21 protein-coding genes are annotated in these 19240 nt (G+C 60.4%); 13 read left to right on the forward strand and 8 right to left on the reverse strand.

All coding sequences use genetic code 11. The features are described 5' to 3' along the window. Window positions 1-81: 81 nt before the first annotated feature. The 9 genes from pyrF (at window position 82) to BN1188_RS14670 (ending at window position 8367) form a co-directional block, all read left to right on the forward strand. On the forward strand, window positions 82-783 hold the full coding sequence (gene pyrF, locus BN1188_RS14630) for an orotidine-5'-phosphate decarboxylase (RefSeq protein WP_040262172.1): 702 nt from the start codon (window positions 82-84) through the stop codon (window positions 781-783). A 136-nt stretch (window positions 784-919) separates the two neighbouring features. Then, window positions 920-2758 carry a hypothetical protein gene (locus BN1188_RS14635; protein ID WP_052469289.1) on the forward strand — a complete coding sequence of 613 codons (1839 nt, stop codon included), beginning with the start codon at window positions 920-922 and terminating at the stop codon, window positions 2756-2758. Further along, on the forward strand, window positions 2755-3447 hold the full coding sequence (locus BN1188_RS14640; RefSeq protein WP_040262173.1) for a WbqC family protein: 693 nt from the start codon (window positions 2755-2757) through the stop codon (window positions 3445-3447). The genes BN1188_RS14635 and BN1188_RS14640 overlap by 4 nt, the downstream gene beginning before the upstream one ends. Beyond that, entirely contained in the window at window positions 3447-4376 is a 930-nt protein-coding gene (locus tag BN1188_RS14645; protein WP_040262174.1) for a glycosyltransferase family 2 protein, read from the forward strand. Before BN1188_RS14640 ends, BN1188_RS14645 begins: the two co-directional genes overlap by 1 nt. Next, on the forward strand, window positions 4357-4992 hold the full coding sequence (locus BN1188_RS14650) for a class I SAM-dependent methyltransferase (RefSeq protein WP_040262175.1): 636 nt from the start codon (window positions 4357-4359) through the stop codon (window positions 4990-4992). Before BN1188_RS14645 ends, BN1188_RS14650 begins: the two co-directional genes overlap by 20 nt. Beyond that, window positions 4989-5654 carry an acetyltransferase gene (locus BN1188_RS14655; protein WP_040262176.1) on the forward strand — a complete coding sequence of 222 codons (666 nt, stop codon included), beginning with the start codon at window positions 4989-4991 and terminating at the stop codon, window positions 5652-5654. The genes BN1188_RS14650 and BN1188_RS14655 overlap by 4 nt, the downstream gene beginning before the upstream one ends. Before the next feature lie 61 nt (window positions 5655-5715). Next, window positions 5716-6090: an EamA family transporter gene (locus BN1188_RS14660; RefSeq protein WP_084596233.1), complete on the forward strand. Its 375-nt coding sequence runs from the start codon at window positions 5716-5718 to the stop codon at window positions 6088-6090. Between the two features lie 48 nt (window positions 6091-6138). Beyond that, window positions 6139-7275 (forward strand): dTDP-4-amino-4,6-dideoxygalactose transaminase, encoded by a 1137-nt coding sequence (gene rffA / locus BN1188_RS14665; protein ID WP_040262177.1) that lies wholly within the window; start codon window positions 6139-6141, stop codon window positions 7273-7275. Window positions 7276-7461: 186 nt separating this feature from the next. Continuing rightward, window positions 7462-8367, forward strand: a complete 906-nt coding sequence (locus BN1188_RS14670) for a DUF1349 domain-containing protein (RefSeq protein ID WP_040262178.1) — start codon at window positions 7462-7464, stop codon at window positions 8365-8367. Window positions 8368-8522: 155 nt separating this feature from the next. Here BN1188_RS14670 and BN1188_RS14675 read toward each other — a convergent pair whose 3' ends face one another. The 6 genes from BN1188_RS14675 to BN1188_RS14700 form a co-directional block, all read right to left on the reverse strand. Continuing rightward, on the reverse strand, window positions 8523-9287 hold the full coding sequence (locus BN1188_RS14675; protein WP_040262179.1) for a meso-2,3-butanediol dehydrogenase: 765 nt from the start codon (window positions 9285-9287) through the stop codon (window positions 8523-8525). 73 nt (window positions 9288-9360) lie between these two features. After that, window positions 9361-10551 (reverse strand): benzoate/H(+) symporter BenE family transporter, encoded by a 1191-nt coding sequence (locus BN1188_RS14680; protein WP_040262180.1) that lies wholly within the window; start codon window positions 10549-10551, stop codon window positions 9361-9363. Window positions 10552-11018: 467 nt separating this feature from the next. Then, the gene (folE, locus tag BN1188_RS14685; RefSeq protein WP_040262181.1) at window positions 11019-11564 is read right to left on the reverse strand and encodes a GTP cyclohydrolase I FolE; all 546 of its coding nucleotides are present in this window, start codon (window positions 11562-11564) and stop codon (window positions 11019-11021) included. A gap of 90 nt (window positions 11565-11654) precedes the next feature. Beyond that, window positions 11655-12212 (reverse strand): Smr/MutS family protein, encoded by a 558-nt coding sequence (locus BN1188_RS14690; RefSeq protein WP_040262182.1) that lies wholly within the window; start codon window positions 12210-12212, stop codon window positions 11655-11657. A gap of 33 nt (window positions 12213-12245) precedes the next feature. Further along, window positions 12246-12569 (reverse strand): hypothetical protein, encoded by a 324-nt coding sequence (locus BN1188_RS14695; protein WP_040262183.1) that lies wholly within the window; start codon window positions 12567-12569, stop codon window positions 12246-12248. A gap of 114 nt (window positions 12570-12683) precedes the next feature. Next, window positions 12684-13274 (reverse strand): cysteine hydrolase family protein, encoded by a 591-nt coding sequence (locus BN1188_RS14700; protein WP_040262184.1) that lies wholly within the window; start codon window positions 13272-13274, stop codon window positions 12684-12686. 133 nt (window positions 13275-13407) lie between these two features. Here BN1188_RS14700 and prmB point away from each other — a divergent pair, with 133 nt between their 5' ends. After that, complete coding sequence (prmB, locus tag BN1188_RS14705; protein ID WP_040262185.1) at window positions 13408-14316, forward strand: 50S ribosomal protein L3 N(5)-glutamine methyltransferase; 909 nt, start codon at window positions 13408-13410, stop codon at window positions 14314-14316. Between the two features lie 39 nt (window positions 14317-14355). On the opposite strand, the gene BN1188_RS14710 is transcribed toward prmB, so the two are convergent. Together BN1188_RS14710 and BN1188_RS14715 are read right to left on the reverse strand one after the other, a co-directional pair. After that, a complete protein-coding gene (locus BN1188_RS14710) occupies window positions 14356-15144 on the reverse strand; it encodes a hypothetical protein (RefSeq protein ID WP_040264006.1) in 789 nt (262 codons plus the stop codon). Between the two features lie 71 nt (window positions 15145-15215). Further along, window positions 15216-16211, reverse strand: coding sequence for an alpha/beta hydrolase (locus BN1188_RS14715; RefSeq protein WP_040262186.1), 996 nt, complete (start codon window positions 16209-16211; stop codon window positions 15216-15218). Window positions 16212-16347: 136 nt separating this feature from the next. Between BN1188_RS14715 and aroC the strand changes: the two genes are divergently transcribed. The 3 genes from aroC to BN1188_RS14730 are packed head-to-tail and all read left to right on the forward strand — an operon-like array spanning window position 16348 to window position 19239. Further along, entirely contained in the window at window positions 16348-17442 is a 1095-nt protein-coding gene (gene aroC, locus BN1188_RS14720) for a chorismate synthase (RefSeq protein ID WP_040262187.1), read from the forward strand. A 25-nt stretch (window positions 17443-17467) separates the two neighbouring features. Then, on the forward strand, window positions 17468-18628 hold the full coding sequence (locus tag BN1188_RS14725; RefSeq protein WP_040262188.1) for an MFS transporter: 1161 nt from the start codon (window positions 17468-17470) through the stop codon (window positions 18626-18628). Next, complete coding sequence (locus BN1188_RS14730; protein WP_040262189.1) at window positions 18625-19239, forward strand: methylthioribulose 1-phosphate dehydratase; 615 nt, start codon at window positions 18625-18627, stop codon at window positions 19237-19239. The genes BN1188_RS14725 and BN1188_RS14730 overlap by 4 nt, the downstream gene beginning before the upstream one ends. Window position 19240: the final 1 nt, after the last annotated feature.

Consider the following 19240-nt stretch of genomic DNA (forward strand, 5'->3'; position numbering starts at 1 on the left):
TGTTAGTCGAAACGCCAGCCCTTGGCCGCGTTGAATCCGCTACAATGCGCGCCGTTCAAGTTCTATGGTCGAGAGAGTCCCATGCCCACCTGCCAGTCGCCTGTCATTGTCGCCCTGGATTTTTCCACTCGCGAAGCCGCCCTGACGCTGGCTGATCGTCTGGACCCTACTCAATGCCGAGTGAAAGTGGGCAAGGAGCTGTTCACCAGTAGCGCGGCTGGCATCGTTCAGGCCCTCAATGATCGCGGTTTCGAAGTGTTCCTGGACCTGAAATTCCACGACATTCCCAACACCACCGCCATGGCCGTCAAGGCCGCCGCGGACATGGGCGTCTGGATGGTCAATGTCCATTGCTCTGGCGGCCTGCGCATGATGAGTGCCTGCCGGGAAGTGCTGGAGCAGCGCGGCGGGCCAAAGCCCCTACTGATTGGCGTGACGGTATTGACCAGCATGGAGCGCGAAGACCTGGCAGGTATCGGGCTGGATGTAGACCCCCAGGAGCAGGTGCTGCGCTTGGCGGCGCTGGCCGAGAAGGCTGGAATGGACGGGCTGGTGTGTTCCGCCCTGGAGGCGCCTGCGCTCAAGGCCGCTCACCCTGGACTGCAGTTGGTGACCCCCGGTATTCGTCCGGCGGGCAGCGCCCAGGACGACCAGCGCCGCATCCTTACCCCGCGCCAGGCTCTGGATGCCGGTTCCGATTACCTGGTCATCGGCCGGCCCATCAGCCAGGCGGCGGACCCAGCCGGGGCCTTGGCGCGGGTGGTGGCGGAGCTTGGCAGCTGATTTCAGAAGCAAGGTCCTGGCGCACAAGCTTCGGTGGTAACCTCTTCGCAAAGAGCGAGCCCGGTATCGGATCCGCTGGAGGGTCAGCGACAATCCGATAGTAGGCGCTGGCGAATCATGATCAATGGAAGGGTAGATGAGTATCAGCAAAAGGAACGTCCGCGCCGCCGATTTCAATCTGGGCGAATACACATTATTGCAACTCCCAGTGGTAGCTTTTCTGCTTTTCTTGGGAATCTCCACGATTGTACTTATTTCGGGTCTGTTGCTTTCCTTCTCTTTTGCTCTCGCGGCCAAGCTGATTTCAGCGGTCGCTGTTGCAATCCTCATCTGGTGGGGCATCAAAACTATCAGGCTGGTACGGCGAGGAGGCGCCTCAATCACCGGTCCCATTATGGTAGCGGTACTGGCAGCTGTCCTGAGCGGCGTTCTGGCATCCTCTATTCAACGCCCAGATATAGATGATTCCGTGTATGCGCCTAAACCAGTCTATTACACCGAGCATCCTGACCGGCGGCTGGATCAAGGCGTAACCTGGCTGGCTGGGTTGGCTGAAGAACCGCATTCGATTGTTTTTCAATACTACGAAACTGCTCAGGCCGCATTGGCCTGGACTACTCACAGTGAGTTCCTCTCGCTTTACCACATAGCTTTTCCGTTTGTGGTAGGTGCCTTGATGTTTCTGGTGGTTTTCCTCACAGTATCCTTGTTCGAGCCCAGGCCTTGGGCATGTTTGTGGGCCACCCTGCTTTTTGTCGGTGTTTTATTGTGTCTGGGTGAAACACACAGAGCCTTTGGCAATTTGAGCATAGCACGCGCATTTCAGGGAAAGTTTGTATTCGTTCAGTTCGGAGTGTTCGCTTGGGTGTACATTTCGTTGCGCTACTTGTCGCGGCCGAAGAGAGTAGACTGGCTTTTACTACTGATCGGCGGAATAGGTATGGTCGGGCTGACAACCACAGCGTTGGTTTTCCTGCCCGTGCTGTCGGCAGTACTGTGGGCAAGCTACAATATTCAGCATGGGCAGATAATTAGCCTAAGGAGCTTTCGTTCAGGAGTGCTTTACTGCGCCACGCTGGTACCGGTGATAGCTTGGGGCGTCGTGTTCAGCCTGGAAGCACGCCAGTATGTAGCCGCTGGAAGCTCCGTGAACGCGGTATTTTCATCAAGCTTCCAAGGGCAGTTGGGTTACCTGATAAACCCAGCGCTGCCAGTCACACCGACATTGTTTTGCATCTGTTCCATGATTGTAGCGCTTTTATCGCCCTATCGTCGGCTTTTCCTGGCATGGTTGATAATACCGATCGTTTTCATGCTGAATCCATGGGTGGCGCCAGCGGTGATCAAATACGTCACCACTGAGAACATCTACTGGCGATTCTTCTACCTGCTGCCATTCCCGCTGATAGTGCCAATCGCAGCCTTGTGTCTCTATCGTGAAAGCCCCCGGGCGCGCCTGGCGCAATGCGGATTCCTATTGGTGCTGATCGGTCTAGGGTTGTGTGGTCCGACATCAGTGCTCCGCGCGGAAAATAGCGCTCGCTGGGAAATTTTTTCGAAAAAAGTCGGCCCCGAACTTCTCTCCGTCGCCGAGGCCATGAGGAAAGACCTTTCTGAAGGCAGCATGTTTGCCCCGATCGAGATAGCCAGCAGTGTCGTTCTAGTGACGGCCAAGTTTCCTCAATACAATTACCGTGAGGACTATCTGGGTTACGTTCTGGAAAATTTGCACCTGGACGGAGAGCTTTCGCTAAGACAGAAAACCGCTCGCTTCCTATATGAAAACCCGCAAGACGTTGATGCTCGCAACGCCGCTCAAATCCTTTTGGCATCTTCGCGAGGGCCATCATATGTCGTGCTTCGGGCCGACCGGCCACCGGTCAGCGATGTGATCGGTTTGTTGAAGGCGTGCGATTATATGGAAGGTCCGCGCTTGGGGCGCTATCGGGTGTTCAATAAGGTGGCTGTGCAATGAAAGCGGTTGCAATACTTCAGTCCAACTACATCCCTTGGAAAGGTTATTTCGATCTGATCGCGAGGGTTGATGAGTTCGTGCTCTATGATGACATGCAGTACACTCGACGCGATTGGCGTAATCGTAATCAGATAAAAACACCCCAGGGAGCCCAGTGGTTGACCGTGCCGGTGCGTGTGAAAGGTAGATATTTTCAGACCATCAACGAGACAGAGATCGAGGGAGCCCAATGGGCAGAGGCACATTGGAAGGCCTTATGCCAAAACTATAGGCGTTCACCCTATTTCAACGACATTGCACAGTGGCTTGAGCCTATTTATCGCGAGCAACAACATAGCCATCTGGCGGCATTGAATCGGCGCTTGATCGAAGCCGTCTGTAGCTACCTTCAGATTGGCACCCGCATTACGCTTTCCAGCGATTATACCTTGATCGAAGGAAAGACCGAGAGATTGGCGGACCTCTGCCGGCAAGCGGGGGGAGACATCTATGTCTCCGGGCCGGCTGCGAGGAGTTACATCGACGCTTCGGTATTCACGTCCCAGGGTATCGAACTACAGTGGTTCGATTACGCGGGTTACCCCGAATACCCTCAGCTATGGGATGGCTTCATTCATGCCGTGACCATTCTCGATCTGCTTTTCAACTGTGGCCCGGAGGCACCAGGGTACATGAGGTACGTTCGCTGATGAAGCTTTCGATCGTGTCGACTCTTTATCAAAGCGCTCCCCATCTCATTGAATTCTATCAGCGGTGTGTTTCCGTGGCCCGACAGTGGGCGCAGGACGATTTCGAAATTGTTCTAGTCAATGATGGCTCCCCGGACGACAGCCTCGAAAAGGCTATCGACATCGCCATGGCAGATTACCACGTGAAGGTGGTCGACCTCTCACGGAACTTTGGTCATCACAAGGCCATGATGACCGGCCTGCAACACGCTCAGGGCGATTTCATTTTTCTTATAGATAGCGATCTTGAAGAAGAGCCTGAATACCTGAATCCATTTGCCGAGCAATTGCTTAGTCAGGGTTGCGATGTTGTCTATGGCGTGCAGCAGCAGCGGAAGGGCGGCTGGTTTGAACGTTGGAGCGGCCAGGGATTCTACCGCATGTTCGAAGCGCTGACAGGGCTGGCGTTGCCAAAGAACATAGTGACGGCACGCTTGATGACTCGGCGTTACGTAAACGCCCTGCTTATGCATACCGAGCGAGAGGTGTTTATCGCGGGGCTGTGGTACACCACCGGCTTCACGCAGCAGCCGCATATGGTGACGAAGCATAGCACGAGCCAGACTTCCTATACCTTCCGGCGCAAGATGGCGGTGCTAGTCAATTCCGTGACTTCCTTCAGTAATGCGCCACTTATTGGTATCTTCTATATTGGCTTGAGTATTTCCGGGCTCGCATCAGTGTATTGCCTGTATCTGATTCTGCTCTGGCTATATAGGGCACAGACTTTGAGTGGCTGGACGTCAGTGATGGCGTCCATCTGGCTATTGGGCGGAATGATAATTTCCTTTATTGGCGTGGTCGGCATCTACTTATCGAAAATCTATTCAGAAACCAAACAGCGGCCCTATACGATCGTGAGGCAGGTCTATGAAAAACGCAAAGACTGAACTCTTGGGCGATGTAGCCTCCTATTACGCTAAAAAGCTTGCCCAGCATGGAGCGACCCCGCTTGGCGTAGATTGGAATGGGGCCTCCGGGCAGCACCTGCGCTTCGAACAGTTTCTGTCCCTCTTGCCTGAAAATCAGCCGTTCACGCTGAACGATCTGGGCTGTGGGTATGGCGCCTTGCTTGGTTTTCTTCGAGAAAATCGCCCTGCGGCTGGCTACCTAGGTGTCGATGTTTCGGAAGAAATGGTATCGGCTGCACGGCAACAATATGACGGTGCAGCCGAAGCTCGGTTCATCACCTCTGATAGGCCTGATAGCGTAGCGGATTTCGGGGTGGCCAGTGGGATTCTCAACGTCAGATTGGGCCGTACGGATACTGAGTGGGTTGCATACTTGGAAGATATCCTGGAAATTCTGGATTCCACGAGTAAACGAGGGTTCGCTTTTAACTGCCTGACCTCATATTCCGATCCTGAAAAAATGCGTCCTGACCTCTACTATGCAAACCCCTGTGTCCTGTTCGATCTATGCAAACGCCGGTATTCAAAACAGGTGGCCCTATTGCATGACTACGGTTTATACGAGTTCACGATTGTGGTGAGGAAGAATACATGAAGCGGAAGCTGATCATATTTGGAACCGGTGAGATCGCAGAGGTGGCGCATTACTACTTTTCCAATGACTCCTGCTACGATGTGGTTGCTTTCTCCGTAGATAGGGAGTTTCTGAAGGATCCGAATTTCTGTGGCCTGCCTGTGGTCCCGTTTGAGACCCTTTCAGAAACCTACGATCGTGAAGAGTACAGTGTTTTCATCGCCCTTGGTTATTCCAGGCTGAATGGCATAAGGAAGGAAAAGTACCTTGCAGCCAAGGCGCTCGGGTATCCCATTGCCACTTATGTAAGCTCCCGGGCCACAGTGCTGAACGATGGGCGTATCGGAGAGAATTGCTTCATTCTTGAAGACAATACCCTGCAACCCTTCGTTACTATAGGCAATAATGTCACTCTTTGGAGCGGCAATCATATTGGTCATCATTCGATACTTGATGATCACGTCTTCCTGGCTTCGCACGTGGTGGTCTCGGGTGGGGTAACCATCGGCCAGCAGTGTTTCATTGGCGTGAATGCCACGCTTCGTGATCACATCAGGGTCGGCGAGCGATGCGTCATTGGCGCCGGTGCCCTCATATTGGACGATACAGAGGCGGAGGGGGTCTACATAGGGGCAGTTACTCCGCGCTCCAGAGTGCCCAGCCATAGGTTGAGAAGTCTATGAGCGGACCTGCGAAGCGAGTGCAAAGCGCTATTGGTTTGGGCGCGCTGGAAGGAGGAGTTTGATGGCGCGTGCCTTGGACTATCTTTATATCCTCGCTACAGTACTCTTCACTGTCTATGGACAGTTGATCTTGAAGTGGCGTATAGAGCAGCTCGGGCCGCTTCCCGCGTCTGGCATGGCAAAGATCAAGTTTCTGGTATTGTTACCGTTCGATCCTGCCATTTTTTCCGGTTTCGCCGCAGCTTACCTGGCTTCCCTGACGTGGATGGCTGCCATGAGCAAGTTCGAGCTCAGCCATGCCTACCCGTTCATGAGCCTGAATTTTGTGATCGTCATTCTGTTCAGTGGCTGGTTGTTCCACGAGCCCATCAGCGCTCAGAAGATTTTCGGGATCGGGATGATCGTCGTTGGTACCATAGTCGCAGCCCGCGGCTGACAAGTTGCGCCTACGGTGATAGCCATCCGGTTCCAGGAGTGAAGAAACATGGACAATCGCATTCCGTTCAATTGGCCCTATATGACCGGCAAGGAGCTATCGTATATCGCCGAAGCGCATTTCAATGGCAGTCTGGCCGGCGACGGCCCCTACACCAGGAGGTGTCACCAATGGATCGAGGAGCGCTTAGGTTGCCCAAAAGCCCTTTTGACTCACTCGTGTACGGCGGCACTTGAGCTGGCCGCGTTGCTGCTCGACACGCAGCCAGGCGATGAAATCATCATGCCATCCTATACCTTCGTGTCCACGGCTAATGCCTTTGTGCTCCGGGGAGGAATACCGGTCTTCGTCGACATCCGGGAAGACACCTTGAATCTGGATGAGCGTTTGATAGAAGCTGCTATCACGCCTCGTACCAAGGCAATCGTGGCAGTTCACTATGCGGGTGTTGCCTGCGAAATGGACACGATCATGGCCATTGCTGCGCGTCATGGTTTGAAGGTCGTGGAAGACGCCGCTCAAGGGGTGATGGCAACCTACAAAGGTCGCGCACTGGGTGGTATTGGCGATTTCGGTGCTTACAGTTTCCATGAAACAAAGAATGTAATTTCAGGTGAAGGTGGGGCGCTGCTTGTCAACGATCCCGGGATGACGCTGCGCGCTGAAATCATGCGCGAGAAAGGCACCGATCGTAGCCGGTTCTTTCGAGGTGAGGTAGACAAATACACCTGGCAGGAAGTTGGCTCGTCTTTCCTGCCAGGGGAGCTGATCGCAGCTTTCCTGTGGGCCCAACTGGAAGAGGCGGATCGTATCACTGAAAGACGCATGTCCAGTTGGAATTTCTACCATCAACTATTGGAGCCCTTGGAAGCGCAGGGCATACTTCGACGCCCAGTTATCCCACCGGAGTGTCAGCATAATGCACATATGTATTATGTCATCATTTCGGAGCGCTTCGATCGCCAATTGGTCCTGGATACTCTAAAAGCCGCTAACATAAACTCGGTATTTCATTATGTTCCGTTGCACTCTTCGCCAGCCGGTTTGCGTTACGGCCGGGCTATGGACAGTCTTGACGTAACCAACCGCCAGGCAGCACGTTTGATCAGGTTGCCGCTCTGGGTCGGTTTGACTCAGGAGCAGCAGGAAAGGGTCGTCTCCGTTCTCGAATCGAGCATGCTGTAGCCTGAGTTTACCACGCTTTCCCCGCAGTCTGGGGCAGGCGCGCCGATTGGCTAGCTGGCCACTGTGCAAGGAGGCTGTAATGATTCTTGAGGGATTAGGATATCAAACTGATATCTTCCTTTTCGTATTTAAAACCGAGCATCTGTGAAGCGCAGTTCCAGTCGCTACAGTTTAAAGGGTGTCAGAATGACATGGGAAAAGCTTGGGAATATCTATACGCCGACACCCCTTCACGAGAAGCTCTTGAGTCATGCTGCAAATCCGCTGCCAGTTTACCTTCGCGATGACGTATATCGGATATTTTATAGTGGAAGGGATGCTTCCAAGAGATCGTCAATTGGCTACGTTGACTTCGATCTTGGAAAGAGGGAGGTGGTCTACGTTCACGATCGTCCAGTCTTCCAGCATGGGCCCGCCGGAAGCTTCTATGAACATGGGGTGAGTATCGGAAACTGCTATTCGACGCAGGGGTCGACCTACATGATGTTCATGGGATGGCAAAATCCTGCAGATGGGCACTGGCGCGGTGATATCGGTCGGCTCTTGGTAGGTTCAGACCTGAGTCTCTCTCTCGACTCGCACGAGCCCCTCATTGGTTGTAGCGACGTGGACCGCATCAGTCTTTCTTACCCATGGGTCGAGCAAACTGTCCACGGATTCGAAATGTGGTATGGCTCTACGACGACATGGGACGCAGGGAACGGCGAGATGATCCATGTCTTGAACCATGCCCACTCAACGGACGGGCAGGCGTGGATCAAGACTGGCCAGGCAGTCCCCCACATTGTCGGGGTAGCCCAGGCGTTTTCCAGGCCGACGGTAATGACACTTCCGGACGGTAGCAGACGCATGTGGTTCTCTTACCGCAGTGGTTCAGGCGAAACCTACCGTATAGGACAAGCAAACTCCCTGGACGGCAAGATCTGGCAGTTGGCCCTGGACGAATCAGGTATCGATATATCGTCCACAGGCTGGGACTCTGAGATGATCGAGTATCCGTTTGTTTTCCAGCATGACGGGGCGTTTTACATGCTTTATAACGGCAACGGCTATGGTCAGTCCGGATTCGGTCTGGCTATTTACCAAGGCTGACATAGACACGGCTCGTCGGCGTCCTTCCTTGACCATTGGCAGGACAGTGAACGAGCCCCGGGCGGGCTTGACCATCCGACCAGGCGCATAAGCCAGAAAATGGCTCGCCGGCGAGCGCCTGGCGAGCCTTTACAGAGGCCTTCAAGTTACAGGTTTCACGCCTGCGGCGGCTGCCCATTGGACGCATGCAAACCGCCATCCACCGGCAGGTTGACGCCGTTGACGAAGCGTGCGTCATGGCTGGCGAGGAAGGCGATCACGTCGGCCACTTCCTCCGGTTCGGCGGCGCGGCCCATGGGGATGCGTTCCTTGAACTTGGCCATCAGGGCGTCATCGTTCTTCATGTCGGCGGTCAGGTCGCTCCAGGTCAGGGCCGGGCATACCGCGTTCACGCGCACGCCCTGGCGGCCGTATTCCAATGCCAGCGAGCGGGTGAAGTTGCTGACCGCGCCCTTGGCGGCGTTATAGAAGCTCATCCCCCAGTCCCCGCCCAGGCCGGACACTGAAGACAGGTTGATCACCGAGCCCTGGCTGGCGATCAGGTATGGCATGGCGGCGCGGCAGCCGTAGAACACGCCGTTCACGTCGATGGCCATTACCTGATGCCAGTCCTCCATGGGGGTGTCGGTCAGCGACCCGGTGGGCGCGACACCGGCGTTGTTCACCAGCACATCGAGCCGACCGAAGTGTTGCACCGTCTGGGCGACCAGCCCCTGTACTTCATCCCAGTTGGACACATCTGCCGGGTGTACCAGGTACTGGCCCTGGGGTAGCGAGGCGGCCACCTTTTCTAGTTTGGCGCGGTCACGCCCTACTAGGGTCACCCGGGCCCCCTCGGCGGCGAAGCGCCTGGCGGTGGCCGCGCCTATGCCGGAGCCGGCGCCGGTGACGATAACCACTTTATCGGTGAATCTGGACATGGAAGGCCCTCGGGAATGAATGGTCCTTTTTCTGAGGGTCGCGGCCGGGCGGGGTTCCTTCCAATCCCTAGCGCTACGCCTTGCGTAGGTTCAACACCAGCAAGGTAATCACGCCCCCCACGATTCCCCAGAAAGCCGAGCCTATGCCGAAGAGCGTCATGCCTGAGGCGGTGACCATGAAGGTGATCAGGGCCGGTTCCCGTTCGCGTGGCTCGGCCATGGCCTGGGTCAGGCCGTTGACGATGGAACCGAACAGCGCCAGGGCGGCGATGGACAGCACGAGTTCCCGGGGGAACGCGGCGAACAGGGCTGCCAGGGTAGCGCCGAAGGTGCCGGCGATGCCATAGAACAGGCCGCACCACACCGCCGCCGTGTAGCGCTTGCCAGGGTCTTCATGGGCCTGGGGGCCGGTGCAGATGGCCGCGCTGATCGCCGCCAGATTGATGCCATGGGAGCCGAACGGCGCCAGCAGGAAGGAGGCGATGCCGGTGACGGAAATCAAAGGGGAGGCCCGCACCTGATAGCCGTCTGCCCTGAGCACGGCCATGCCGGGCATGTTTTGCGAAGTCATGCACACCACGAGCAGCGGAATGGCGATGCTAACGGTGGCCGCCAGGGAAAAAGTGGGCGTCGTCCATACCGGTACGGCCAGTTGCAGGCGAACGCCGCTGAAGTCCAGCAGCCCTAGCATGGCCGCCAATGCCAGCCCGATCAGCAAGGCCCCCAACACGGCATAGCGAGGCGATAGGCGCTTGCACAGCAGATAGCCGAAGAACATGCCCAGCACCAGCACGGTTTGATGCTGGGCGGCGATAAAGATTTCGCTGCCGATACGAAACAGGATGCCCGCGAGCAGCGCCGCCGCAAGGGAAGCGGGCAGCCGTTTGACGAGCCGCTCGAAGGTGCCGGTCAGGCCGCACACCGTGACCAGAAAGGCACAGGTGAGGTAGGCACCGATGGCCTCGGGATAGCTGACCCCGCCAAGGCTGGTAATCAGCAGGGCCGCGCCAGGCGTGGACCAGGCCACGGTGACCGGTGTGCGGTAGCGCAGCGACAAGCCGATGCTGCACAGGGCCATGCCGATAGACAATGCCCAGATCCATGAGGCGATCTGCGCCGCGCTCAGGCCAGCCGCCTGCCCGGCCTGGTACATCAGGATGAGCGAACTGGTGTAGCCGGTCATCATGGCGATGAAGCCCGCCACTACGGCGGAAGGGGAGCTGTCGGCCAAAGGGCGGAGGCGGGGCGGGGCAGCGCTGAGCATGGCGGGCGGTCCTTGCATGGGGGGCATGCAGGGGACCGCCGTACAGGCGGGGTTGTGGGGGAACGAGGGGGGGGGAAAAGGGGGGACAAGCGGGGGGGGCGGGACACGACGTTGTAACCCACTTTGGGGGGTTGCGCCCCTCCCCGATGGGGGGCGCCCTGCCCCGCGCTCGGCCCCCCCCCCGCCGCGGCGTGGTACAGCGGGAGGGGCGAGGGGGTGGGCCGGTTCATCGGGGCGAGGAAGCCCGCCACTACGGCGGAAGGGGAGCTGTCGGCCAAAGGGCGGAGGCGGGGCGGGGCAGCGCTGAGCATGGCGGGCGGTCCTTGCATGGGGTGCATGCAGGGTACCGCCGTACAGGCGGGTTTGGACGGTACAGCGGGCGGATCAATGGGCGATACAGTCGGTGAGCTAGCGCAATGCCTGTAGACCGCATTCGGTAGCTTCGCTACCTCCCACAGTGCGTTGGCTCAGCGGATCAGGCTAAGAAACTCACTACGCGTAGCCGGATTGTCGCGGAACTCACCGAGCATCACGGAGGTGATCATGCTGGAATTCTGCTTTTCCACGCCGCGCATCATCATGCACATGTGCTTGGCTTCCACCACCACGGCCACGCCGGCGGCGCCGGTGACCTTGAGGATGGCCTCGGCGATCTCGCGGCTGAGGTTTTCCTGAATCTGCAGGCGGCGTGCGTACATGTCCACGATGCGGGCGACTTTCGACAGCCCCAGTACCTTGCCGTTAGGCAGGTAGGCCACGTGCGCCTTGCCGATGAAGGGCAGCATGTGGTGTTCGCAGAGAGAGTAGAGCTCGATGTCCTTGACCAGCACCATTTCGCTGTTGTCCGAGCTGAACAGTGCGCCGTTGGTCACCTCTTCCAAGGTTTGCTCGTAGCCGCGGCAAAGGTACTTCATGGCCTTGGCGGCCCGCTTTGGCGTGTCGAGCAAGCCCTCGCGGGAAATGTCCTCGCCGATCTCGCCGAGAATGGCGCTGTATTGCTGTTCCAGGGACATGGGTTTACCTGTAGGAGAATTTTAAGCAGGCGCGTAGGTTAAGGCCCGCGCCGGAGCGCCGCAAGTGCGAGCTGGGCGGGGAAGGGCGGGCTATTCGTCGCGCCCTTCGAGCATGGTGCGCTTGAGCATCACGTAGAGCGCGCCTGTTCCGCCATGGCGGGGCTGGCAGGATGTGAAGCCCAGCACCTGTGCATGCTGGCGCAGCCAGGTGTTGACGTGGCTCTTGATCATCGGCCGCTTGCCATCGAGGCGGGCGGCCTTGCCGTGGGTGACGCGCACGCAGCGGATCTCCAGGCGAGCGGCCTCGGCAAGGAATTCCCAGAGGGTTTCCCGGGCTTTCTCCACGGCCATCCCGTGCAGGTCCAGGCTGCCTTCGAAGGGGATCTGCCCCAGCTTGAGCTTGCGCATCTGGGCTTCCTGCACGCCATCACGGGCCCAGTGCAGTTCGTCCTCGGCGCCTACGTCGATGACGAACTGGTCCGACAGGCCATCTACGGTCTTTACGTCCTGGCGCACCGTGGCCGCCTGGCGCAGCGCCTGCACGCGCTGGCGGTCCGCCCGCGGCTTGCCGGTGTCGGCGCGGTCGTGACGAATCGGCTTCACACCCCGGACTTCGGATTGGAACAGGGAAAAATCATCGTCTTGCATGTGGCCTCCAAGCAGGGTGCCAGTCTACAAGAGTCAGTCGTGTCTTTTCATCAGGTGCGGTGCCAGGTTCAGGTCCTGGGTGCGGCGCATGCGCCGGCGGCAGCGACGCCAGACGAAGATTCCCAGGTACAGGAAAAGCACCCCGAACACTGTCAGGATGGCCGCACCGGTGGTGCTGGTGTCCAGGCCATCGATCGCTGGCGGGCGCCCCAGCAGGCTGGCGATGCCGGCCATGCCCAGCAGGATGCCGAAGGCCGCCAGTACCGCCGCCAGGGCGGCGCCGATTCGCATCCGCCACCGGTTCGGTCCGCGGGGCCGCAGCCTGCGGGCGTTAAAACCGTCGTCGGATAGCTTCATCAGGGATTTCCTTCAGGGTGAATATCGGCCCTTCGACCCCCAGGCGGCGGTCGGGTTCCTGTACTCGCCATAATCCTCGAGCGCGCCGGCAGCGCCGCGACGAACGGCGCCGGGTCAGATCACATCCGTAGTGCAAGCCACGGCGGCGAAGTTGTCCGCCATGGTGGCCATGCCCACCTGCTTGACCTGCTCGGCGCTCAGCACGCCGCCCTTGTAGGGCAGGTCACGGGTGGCGCAGGCATCTTCGACCAGGGTGCAGCGGTAGCCGTAGTCCTTGGCCGCGCGCACCGTGGTGCTGATGCTTGAGTGGGTCATGAAGCCACACACGATCAGGTTCACGTGGCCGAGGTTCTGCAGGGTTTCGTGCAGGTCGGTATTGTTGAAGGCATTGGGCATGCGCTTCTCGACGATGTGCTCGCCGTCGATCGGGGCCGCCTTGTCGATGAACTGGCCGCGCTCGCCCTGGGGGTCGAACAGGCCGCCCGGAATGCCCAGGTGCTTCACATGCACCACTGGCCGGTTCGCCTCGCGCGCCGCGCGCAACAGCTGGGCGATATGCTCGACGGCGTCCTCAATGCCGGACAGCGCCAGAGGCCCGCTCAGGTACTCCTTCTGCGCGTCGATAATGATCAACGTGGCATTGCTCAGGGTGAACGGCGGGTAGCCGCGACCACTGAGTTGGAACATCGTCTTGACATCGGGCATCAGGGGCTCCTTTGAAGAGGGCTTTTGCCATATTCTCCACTGCCGGGGCCGATATGGGAATCACCGCGATGCGAAGCCGCGTCGGCCGTGGCCTGGGCTGGTAGAATCGCCTGTCTATTCCAAGGAGCTTGCCGTGATCACTACTCGCTTGCGCACCCTGCGCGACCATATCCGCTGGGCCGTCAGCCGCTTCCATGCCGAAGGGCTGTACTTCGGCCACGGCAACGACAACGCTTGGGACGAAGCGCGGCAGCTGGTGTTGGGCGCCCTGCATCTGCCCTGGGATATCAGCGACAGCTACCTGGATTGCCGCCTGGAAGACGATGAGCTCAGCCATGTGCAGCACCTGCTGCGCCGGCGCATCAAGGAGCGCATCCCGGCCGCTTACCTGATCGGTGAGGCCTGGTTCTGCGGCCTGCCCTTCGTGGTCGATAACCGGGTACTGGTGCCGCGCTCACCCATTGCCGAGCTGATCGGCCAGCGTTTCGCCCCCTGGCTGGCCGAAACCCCAACGCGCATCCTCGACCTGTGCACCGGTTCGGGTTGCATCGGGATCGCCTGCGCCCGGGCGTTCCCGGAGGCCGAAGTGGTGCTGGCGGACCTGTCCTTCGATGCGTTGGAAGTGGCCAACCAGAACATCGAGCGGCATGAGCTGGAAGAGCGGGTGTATACGGTGCAGGGCGACGGCTTCGCCGGCTTGCCGAACCAGCGCTTCGACTTGATCGTTTCCAACCCGCCCTACGTTGATGCGGAAGATTTCGCCGACATGCCGGAGGAATACCATCATGAACCGGCGCTGGGCCTGGCCTGTGGCGAAGATGGCCTGGACCTGGTGCGACGCATGCTTGCCGAGGCGGCCGACCACCTGACCGAGCACGGCCTGCTGGTGGTCGAAGTGGGCAATAGCCAGGTGCACGTCGAGGCCCTGTACCCGGAAGTGGATTTCACCTGGTTCGACTTCGAGCACGGCGGCCACGGTGTCTTCGCCCTGACTGCCCGCCAGTGCCGGGACCATCAGGCGCTGTTTGCCTCGCGTCTGTAAGCCAGGTAACAGCCGGGGTAGCGGCCCCGGCCATGCCATTCAGCGGTGGGTGGCGATGTAAATCAAGAGCGCGGCCTGGAACAGCGCGAAGGCGATCAGGCAGCCGATGGTGAAGCGCAGGCTGCCGTCTTCGCGTCGGTATTTGCCGATGCGCTCGTCCCGCTGACGCAGCTGGGCCTCCATTTCCTGCAAGCTTCTGTCCGCCGCCTGCAGCATGCTGGCGCTTTCCAGCGTATTCACCCGCTGCACTTTCTCGGCATTCCAGTTGGGCAGCAATGCGCTGACCAGGGTCTGCTTGACGCTGCCCTTGAGGTGCTGGGCGTCTTCGTAATGCACGTCGAAGCCGTGGCTGCGCAAAACGTGATCACGGCGCAGGCGGGTGTCTTCCACCAGGGCGTCTCGATTGGGCAACACGATCCCATCGAATCGATACCCCGGCCAACGGGCTTGCGCCCAGGCAACCGCCTGGTTCAGCAGGTAGCGGCCCAGGCCGCGGTTGGCAGGCTCCAGGCTCAGGGTTTCCGGCTGGCTCCAGACCCGCCCTTCAGCGTGATCGGCCCACAGGTCCAGGCAGTTCTGCTCCTTGCGCACCCGCTGGCCTGGCAAGTCGATGACCAGCCGCAGCAGGCTGTAGCGCTCGCTATGGCGCTCCGCCCAACCGAACTGGGCAAAGCGCAACGGGCGGGGGCCGCTGGTTCGGTCGCTGGGCAAGGCGGCCAGGCGAAGCAGTTCATGATGTTCCGGCGTCACTTCACCCCAGGGGAGGGCAGGTAGCTCCGCAGCAGCCACCGGCTCCGCCTCGGCGTTCGCGGGCGCCGCGTCGTGCATGGGAATGTAGGGCATAAGGGCGATCCTCTCTCTGGAAGAGGGTATCGGCCAGCCCTGACGATTCTTGAGGGCTAGGGTTCGTTGCCCTTGATGAACCGGGCCAGCGCGTCGGCGAGGCCCGCCGCCAACGGCAGGTTCGGGTTGTTGTACGAAGCGACCTGCTGCTTCATGTCCAGGGGCACGATACGCAACACATGGTTCATGCCCGGGATCAGCACCTTCCTTGCCCGGGAATTGGCCGCTACCAAGGCATCGGCATCCTCCACGCCCACCTGGATGTCATGCTCGCCCTGCACCACCAAGGCGGGCACCAGCAGGGCCGCGAAGGCCTGCGCCGGGTTCTGGCGGAACAGGGAAATCAGATACGGCTGCACGCTGGGTCGAAATACCACCTGCAAGGGCTGCGGGACTTGCTCGTCCTGCTGGCCGGCCTTGAGTTCATCCAACAGTTGTTCGCTGCGCGCGTAGAGGGCCGGCGGCAGGCGCTCGCGCAGCTGTTCGCGCAGCACCTGATCGATGGGCCGACCGCTACCGGCCAGGGCGACCACACCGGTCGCACTGGTTTGCGGGGCCGCCAGGCTGGCGATCAGGGCGCCTTCGCTGTGGCCGATCAGGGTCAACGGGCCAAAGCGCGGGTCTGCCGCCAGCTTGCGGGTCCAGGCGACGGCGTCGGCGACGTAGGCTTCCACGCTCAGCTGGCGTTCATCCGGTGCCAACGGCAGGCCGCTGGCCACGCCTCGCTTGTCATAGCGCACGCTGGCGATACCGGCACGGGCCAGGGCCCAGGCCAGCTTCTTCAGGCTGTCGGTACGTCCGGCGTCAGGGTTGTTGCCGTCTCGGTCCGTGGCACCAGAGCCGGAGATGATCAGCGCTACCGGCACCGGGTGGTTCGAGCGGGGCAACAGCAGGCTGCCTTGCAGGATGCCGCTGCCGGTGTCCAGGCTGATGGGGCGCTGCAGGATGGAAGCGGGCGCAGGAGCCTGCGCGGCGGCAGGTACGGTAGCGGGGGCAGCCGCCTGGGCCAGGGAAGCCAGGCAGAGGCTCAACAGTAGGAATAGGCGCAGCATCTTTAACCAGTTCACAGAAGGGGTACGTTGGACCGAAGCGGCGGTGCCCGGTTCGCCAAGGGTGAACTGAGGTGCCAGCCTGCGTATACTGCGCTGCCTCAAGTTTCATCAGGATTCATCTCGCGGAGCCTCTCGCATGTCTGGCAACACCTTCGGCAAGCTGTTCACCGTCACCACCGCTGGCGAAAGCCATGGCCCTGGGTTGCTTGCCATCGTCGATGGCTGCCCGCCCGGCCTGGCGCTGGACGTCGCCGACCTGCAGCGGGACCTGGACCGGCGCAAGCCCGGCACCAGCCGGCATACCACCCAGCGCCAGGAGGCCGACGAGGTCGAGATCCTTTCCGGTGTGTTCGAAGGCCGGACCACCGGCACCCCGATCGGCTTGCTGATCCGCAATACGGACCAGAAGTCCAAGGACTACTCGGCGATCAAGGACATTTTCCGCCCTGCCCACGCGGACTACACCTACCATCACAAGTACGGCCTGCGCGACTACCGTGGCGGCGGTCGCAGCTCCGCCCGGGAAACAGCGATGCGCGTGGCTGCCGGGGCCATCGCCAAGAAATACCTGGCGACCCTGGGCATCCAGGTGCGCGGCTACATGAGCCAGCTGGGCCCCATCGAGATTCCCTTCGTCAGTTGGGACGGGGTGGAGCAGAACGCGTTCTTCTGCCCGGATCCGTCCAGGGTGCCGGAGCTCGAGGCCTATATGGACCAGCTGCGACGGGACCAGGATTCCATAGGCGCGCGCATCACCGTGGTGGCCGAGGGCGTGATGCCCGGCCTGGGCGAGCCGATCTTCGACCGCCTGGATGCGGACCTGGCCCACGCCCTGATGAGCATCAATGCCGTCAAGGGCGTGGAGATCGGCGCCGGTTTCGCCAGCGTGGCCCAGCGTGGCAGCGAGCATCGCGATGCCCTGACCCCAACGGGCTTCGTCGGCAACAACGCCGGCGGCATCCTCGGCGGCATTTCGTCCGGGCAGCCGATCGTGGCGCACCTGGCGCTCAAGCCGACCTCCAGCATCACCACGCCGGGGCAATCCATCGACGTGGCCGGGCAGCCGGTAGACATGATCACCAAAGGCCGTCACGACCCTTGCGTGGGCATCCGTGCCACCCCTATCGCCGAAGCCATGATGGCCATCGTGCTACTGGATCACCTGCTGCGTCATCGCGGCCAGAACGCCGATGTGCGGGTAAGCACGCCAGTACTGGGGCTGCAGTCTTGATCCTGGCTTCGGCCGCGCCCGGGGTCTGACGGGCGTGGCGGTTCCCTACTGGCGGCTGTCCGGCTTCTACCTGTTCTACTTCGCCTTGCTGGGCGCCACCGCGCCCTTCCTGGCGCCCTGGTTCGCTTACCTGGGGTTCGCGCCGGCGCGCATCGGCGAGCTCGTGGCCATTCCCATGCTCATGCGTTGCGTGGCCCCGCATCTGTGGGGCTGGCTGGGTGACCGCACAGGCCAGCGCCTGCGCATCGTACGCTTGGGCGCCGCCGCCACTCTGGCCACTTTTTCCCTGGTCTTCCTGGGGCAAAGTTACGCCTGGCTGGCCATGGTCATGGCACTGCATGCCTTCTTCTGGCATGCAGTACTGCCGCAATTCGAAGTCATCACCCTGGCTCATCTGCGCCAGCAGCCAACTCGCTATGGGCAGGTGCGGCTCTGGGGCTCCATCGGTTTCATCCTGGCGGTGGTGGCGTTGGGGCGCTGGTTCGAATACCAGAGCCTGAGTAGCTATCCCTATACCGTTGCCGTCATCATGATGGGCATCCTGCTGGCCAGCGCCTGGGTGCCGGCCCCGATCCGGGGTGAAGACGAAACCAGCCAGGTGGCCCCTGGCGACGGCTTCCTCGCCCGCCTGGGCCAGCCGGCAGTGCTGGCGTTCTATGCCTGTGTGGGCTTGATGCAGCTCAGTCACGGCCCCTATTACACCTTTTTCAGTATCTACCTTGGCGAACTCGGCTACAGCGCGGTGGTGATCGGCCTGTGCTGGGCCTTGGGCGTGGTGGCTGAAATCCTGATGTTTCTGGCCATGGCCTGGCTGCTGGCGCGCTTCAGTGTGCGCCAGGTACTGACGGTGAGCTTCGCCCTGGCAGCGGTTCGCTGGTTGCTGCTTGGCAGCCTGGCGCAGAACGCAACCGTTCTGGTGCTGGCGCAGGTCCTGCACTCGGCCACCTTCGGTAGCTTCCATGCCGCGGCTATCCAGCAGGTTCGGCAGACCTTCGGCCTGCGCTACCAGGGCCAGGGCCAGGCGCTCTATGCAGCCTTGGCTGGCATCGGAGGCGCCTTGGGCGCGGTATATGCCGGGTACAGCTGGCAGGCGCTGGGGCCGTTCGGCACCTTCGCGCTGGCCAGCCTGGCCGCGGCGGCCGCAACGGTTATGATCGTGGTTTTCGACAAGAAGGAGCCGGTATGACCCCGGACCGTGACACCCTGGCCCGGCAGATCGTCGAGGCGGGGCAATTCCTCTATGCCCGGGGCTGGTCTCCGGCGACCAGCAGCAACTATTCTGCCCGCCTTTCGCCAACCCAGGCGCTGCTGACGGTATCCGGCAAGCACAAGGGCCAGCTCACCCCGAACGACGTGCTCGCCACCGACATGAGCGGCAACAGCCTGGAGCCTAGCAAGCGGCCATCGGCAGAGACTTTGTTGCATACCCAGCTCTACCGCTGGCAGCCAGGCATCAACGCCGTGTTGCATACCCATTCGGTGAACGCCACGGTGTTGTCCCGTGTCACCGAGGGCAACGAACTGGTGTTCGAAGACTACGAGCTGCAAAAAGCCTTCGCCGGCGTGGTGACCCATGAAAGCCGGGTAGTGGTGCCCGTGTTCGACAACGACCAGGACATTGCCCGCCTGGCTGGCGAGGTGCAGCCCTGGCTGGAGGCTCATCCCGACTGCGTGGGCTACCTGATCCGCGGCCATGGCTTGTATACCTGGGGCGCGACCATGACCGATGCGCTGCGCCAGGTCGAGGCGTTCGAATTCCTCTTCGACTGTGAATTGAAACTACGGGCGGTACGCTGAC

The organism is Pseudomonas massiliensis (assembly GCF_000826105.1).
Classification (GTDB): domain Bacteria; phylum Pseudomonadota; class Gammaproteobacteria; order Pseudomonadales; family Pseudomonadaceae; genus Aquipseudomonas; species Aquipseudomonas massiliensis.

What these genes read in the sequence shown, in the direction of transcription:
- folE (WP_040262181.1), bottom strand. Translation starts at nt 11,564, where the DNA reads ATGTCCCTGGAACAGCAATACAGCGCCATTCTCGGCGAGATCGGCGAG.
- BN1188_RS14635 (WP_052469289.1), top strand. Translation starts at nt 920, where the DNA reads ATGAGTATCAGCAAAAGGAACGTCCGCGCCGCCGATTTCAATCTGGGC.
- BN1188_RS14675 (WP_040262179.1), bottom strand. Translation starts at nt 9,287, where the DNA reads ATGTCCAGATTCACCGATAAAGTGGTTATCGTCACCGGCGCCGGCTCC.
- BN1188_RS14670 (WP_040262178.1), top strand. Translation starts at nt 7,462, where the DNA reads ATGACATGGGAAAAGCTTGGGAATATCTATACGCCGACACCCCTTCAC.
- BN1188_RS14650 (WP_040262175.1), top strand. Translation starts at nt 4,357, where the DNA reads ATGAAAAACGCAAAGACTGAACTCTTGGGCGATGTAGCCTCCTATTAC.
- BN1188_RS14700 (WP_040262184.1), bottom strand. Translation starts at nt 13,274, where the DNA reads ATGCCCGATGTCAAGACGATGTTCCAACTCAGTGGTCGCGGCTACCCG.
- BN1188_RS14690 (WP_040262182.1), bottom strand. Translation starts at nt 12,212, where the DNA reads ATGCAAGACGATGATTTTTCCCTGTTCCAATCCGAAGTCCGGGGTGTG.
- BN1188_RS14715 (WP_040262186.1), bottom strand. Translation starts at nt 16,211, where the DNA reads ATGCTGCGCCTATTCCTACTGTTGAGCCTCTGCCTGGCTTCCCTGGCC.
- BN1188_RS14640 (WP_040262173.1), top strand. Translation starts at nt 2,755, where the DNA reads ATGAAAGCGGTTGCAATACTTCAGTCCAACTACATCCCTTGGAAAGGT.
- pyrF (WP_040262172.1), top strand. Translation starts at nt 82, where the DNA reads ATGCCCACCTGCCAGTCGCCTGTCATTGTCGCCCTGGATTTTTCCACT.
- BN1188_RS14660 (WP_084596233.1), top strand. Translation starts at nt 5,716, where the DNA reads ATGGCGCGTGCCTTGGACTATCTTTATATCCTCGCTACAGTACTCTTC.
- BN1188_RS14730 (WP_040262189.1), top strand. Translation starts at nt 18,625, where the DNA reads ATGACCCCGGACCGTGACACCCTGGCCCGGCAGATCGTCGAGGCGGGG.
- BN1188_RS14695 (WP_040262183.1), bottom strand. Translation starts at nt 12,569, where the DNA reads ATGAAGCTATCCGACGACGGTTTTAACGCCCGCAGGCTGCGGCCCCGC.
- BN1188_RS14645 (WP_040262174.1), top strand. Translation starts at nt 3,447, where the DNA reads ATGAAGCTTTCGATCGTGTCGACTCTTTATCAAAGCGCTCCCCATCTC.
- BN1188_RS14655 (WP_040262176.1), top strand. Translation starts at nt 4,989, where the DNA reads ATGAAGCGGAAGCTGATCATATTTGGAACCGGTGAGATCGCAGAGGTG.
- aroC (WP_040262187.1), top strand. Translation starts at nt 16,348, where the DNA reads ATGTCTGGCAACACCTTCGGCAAGCTGTTCACCGTCACCACCGCTGGC.
- BN1188_RS14680 (WP_040262180.1), bottom strand. Translation starts at nt 10,551, where the DNA reads ATGCTCAGCGCTGCCCCGCCCCGCCTCCGCCCTTTGGCCGACAGCTCC.
- BN1188_RS14710 (WP_040264006.1), bottom strand. Translation starts at nt 15,144, where the DNA reads ATGCACGACGCGGCGCCCGCGAACGCCGAGGCGGAGCCGGTGGCTGCT.
- rffA (WP_040262177.1), top strand. Translation starts at nt 6,139, where the DNA reads ATGGACAATCGCATTCCGTTCAATTGGCCCTATATGACCGGCAAGGAG.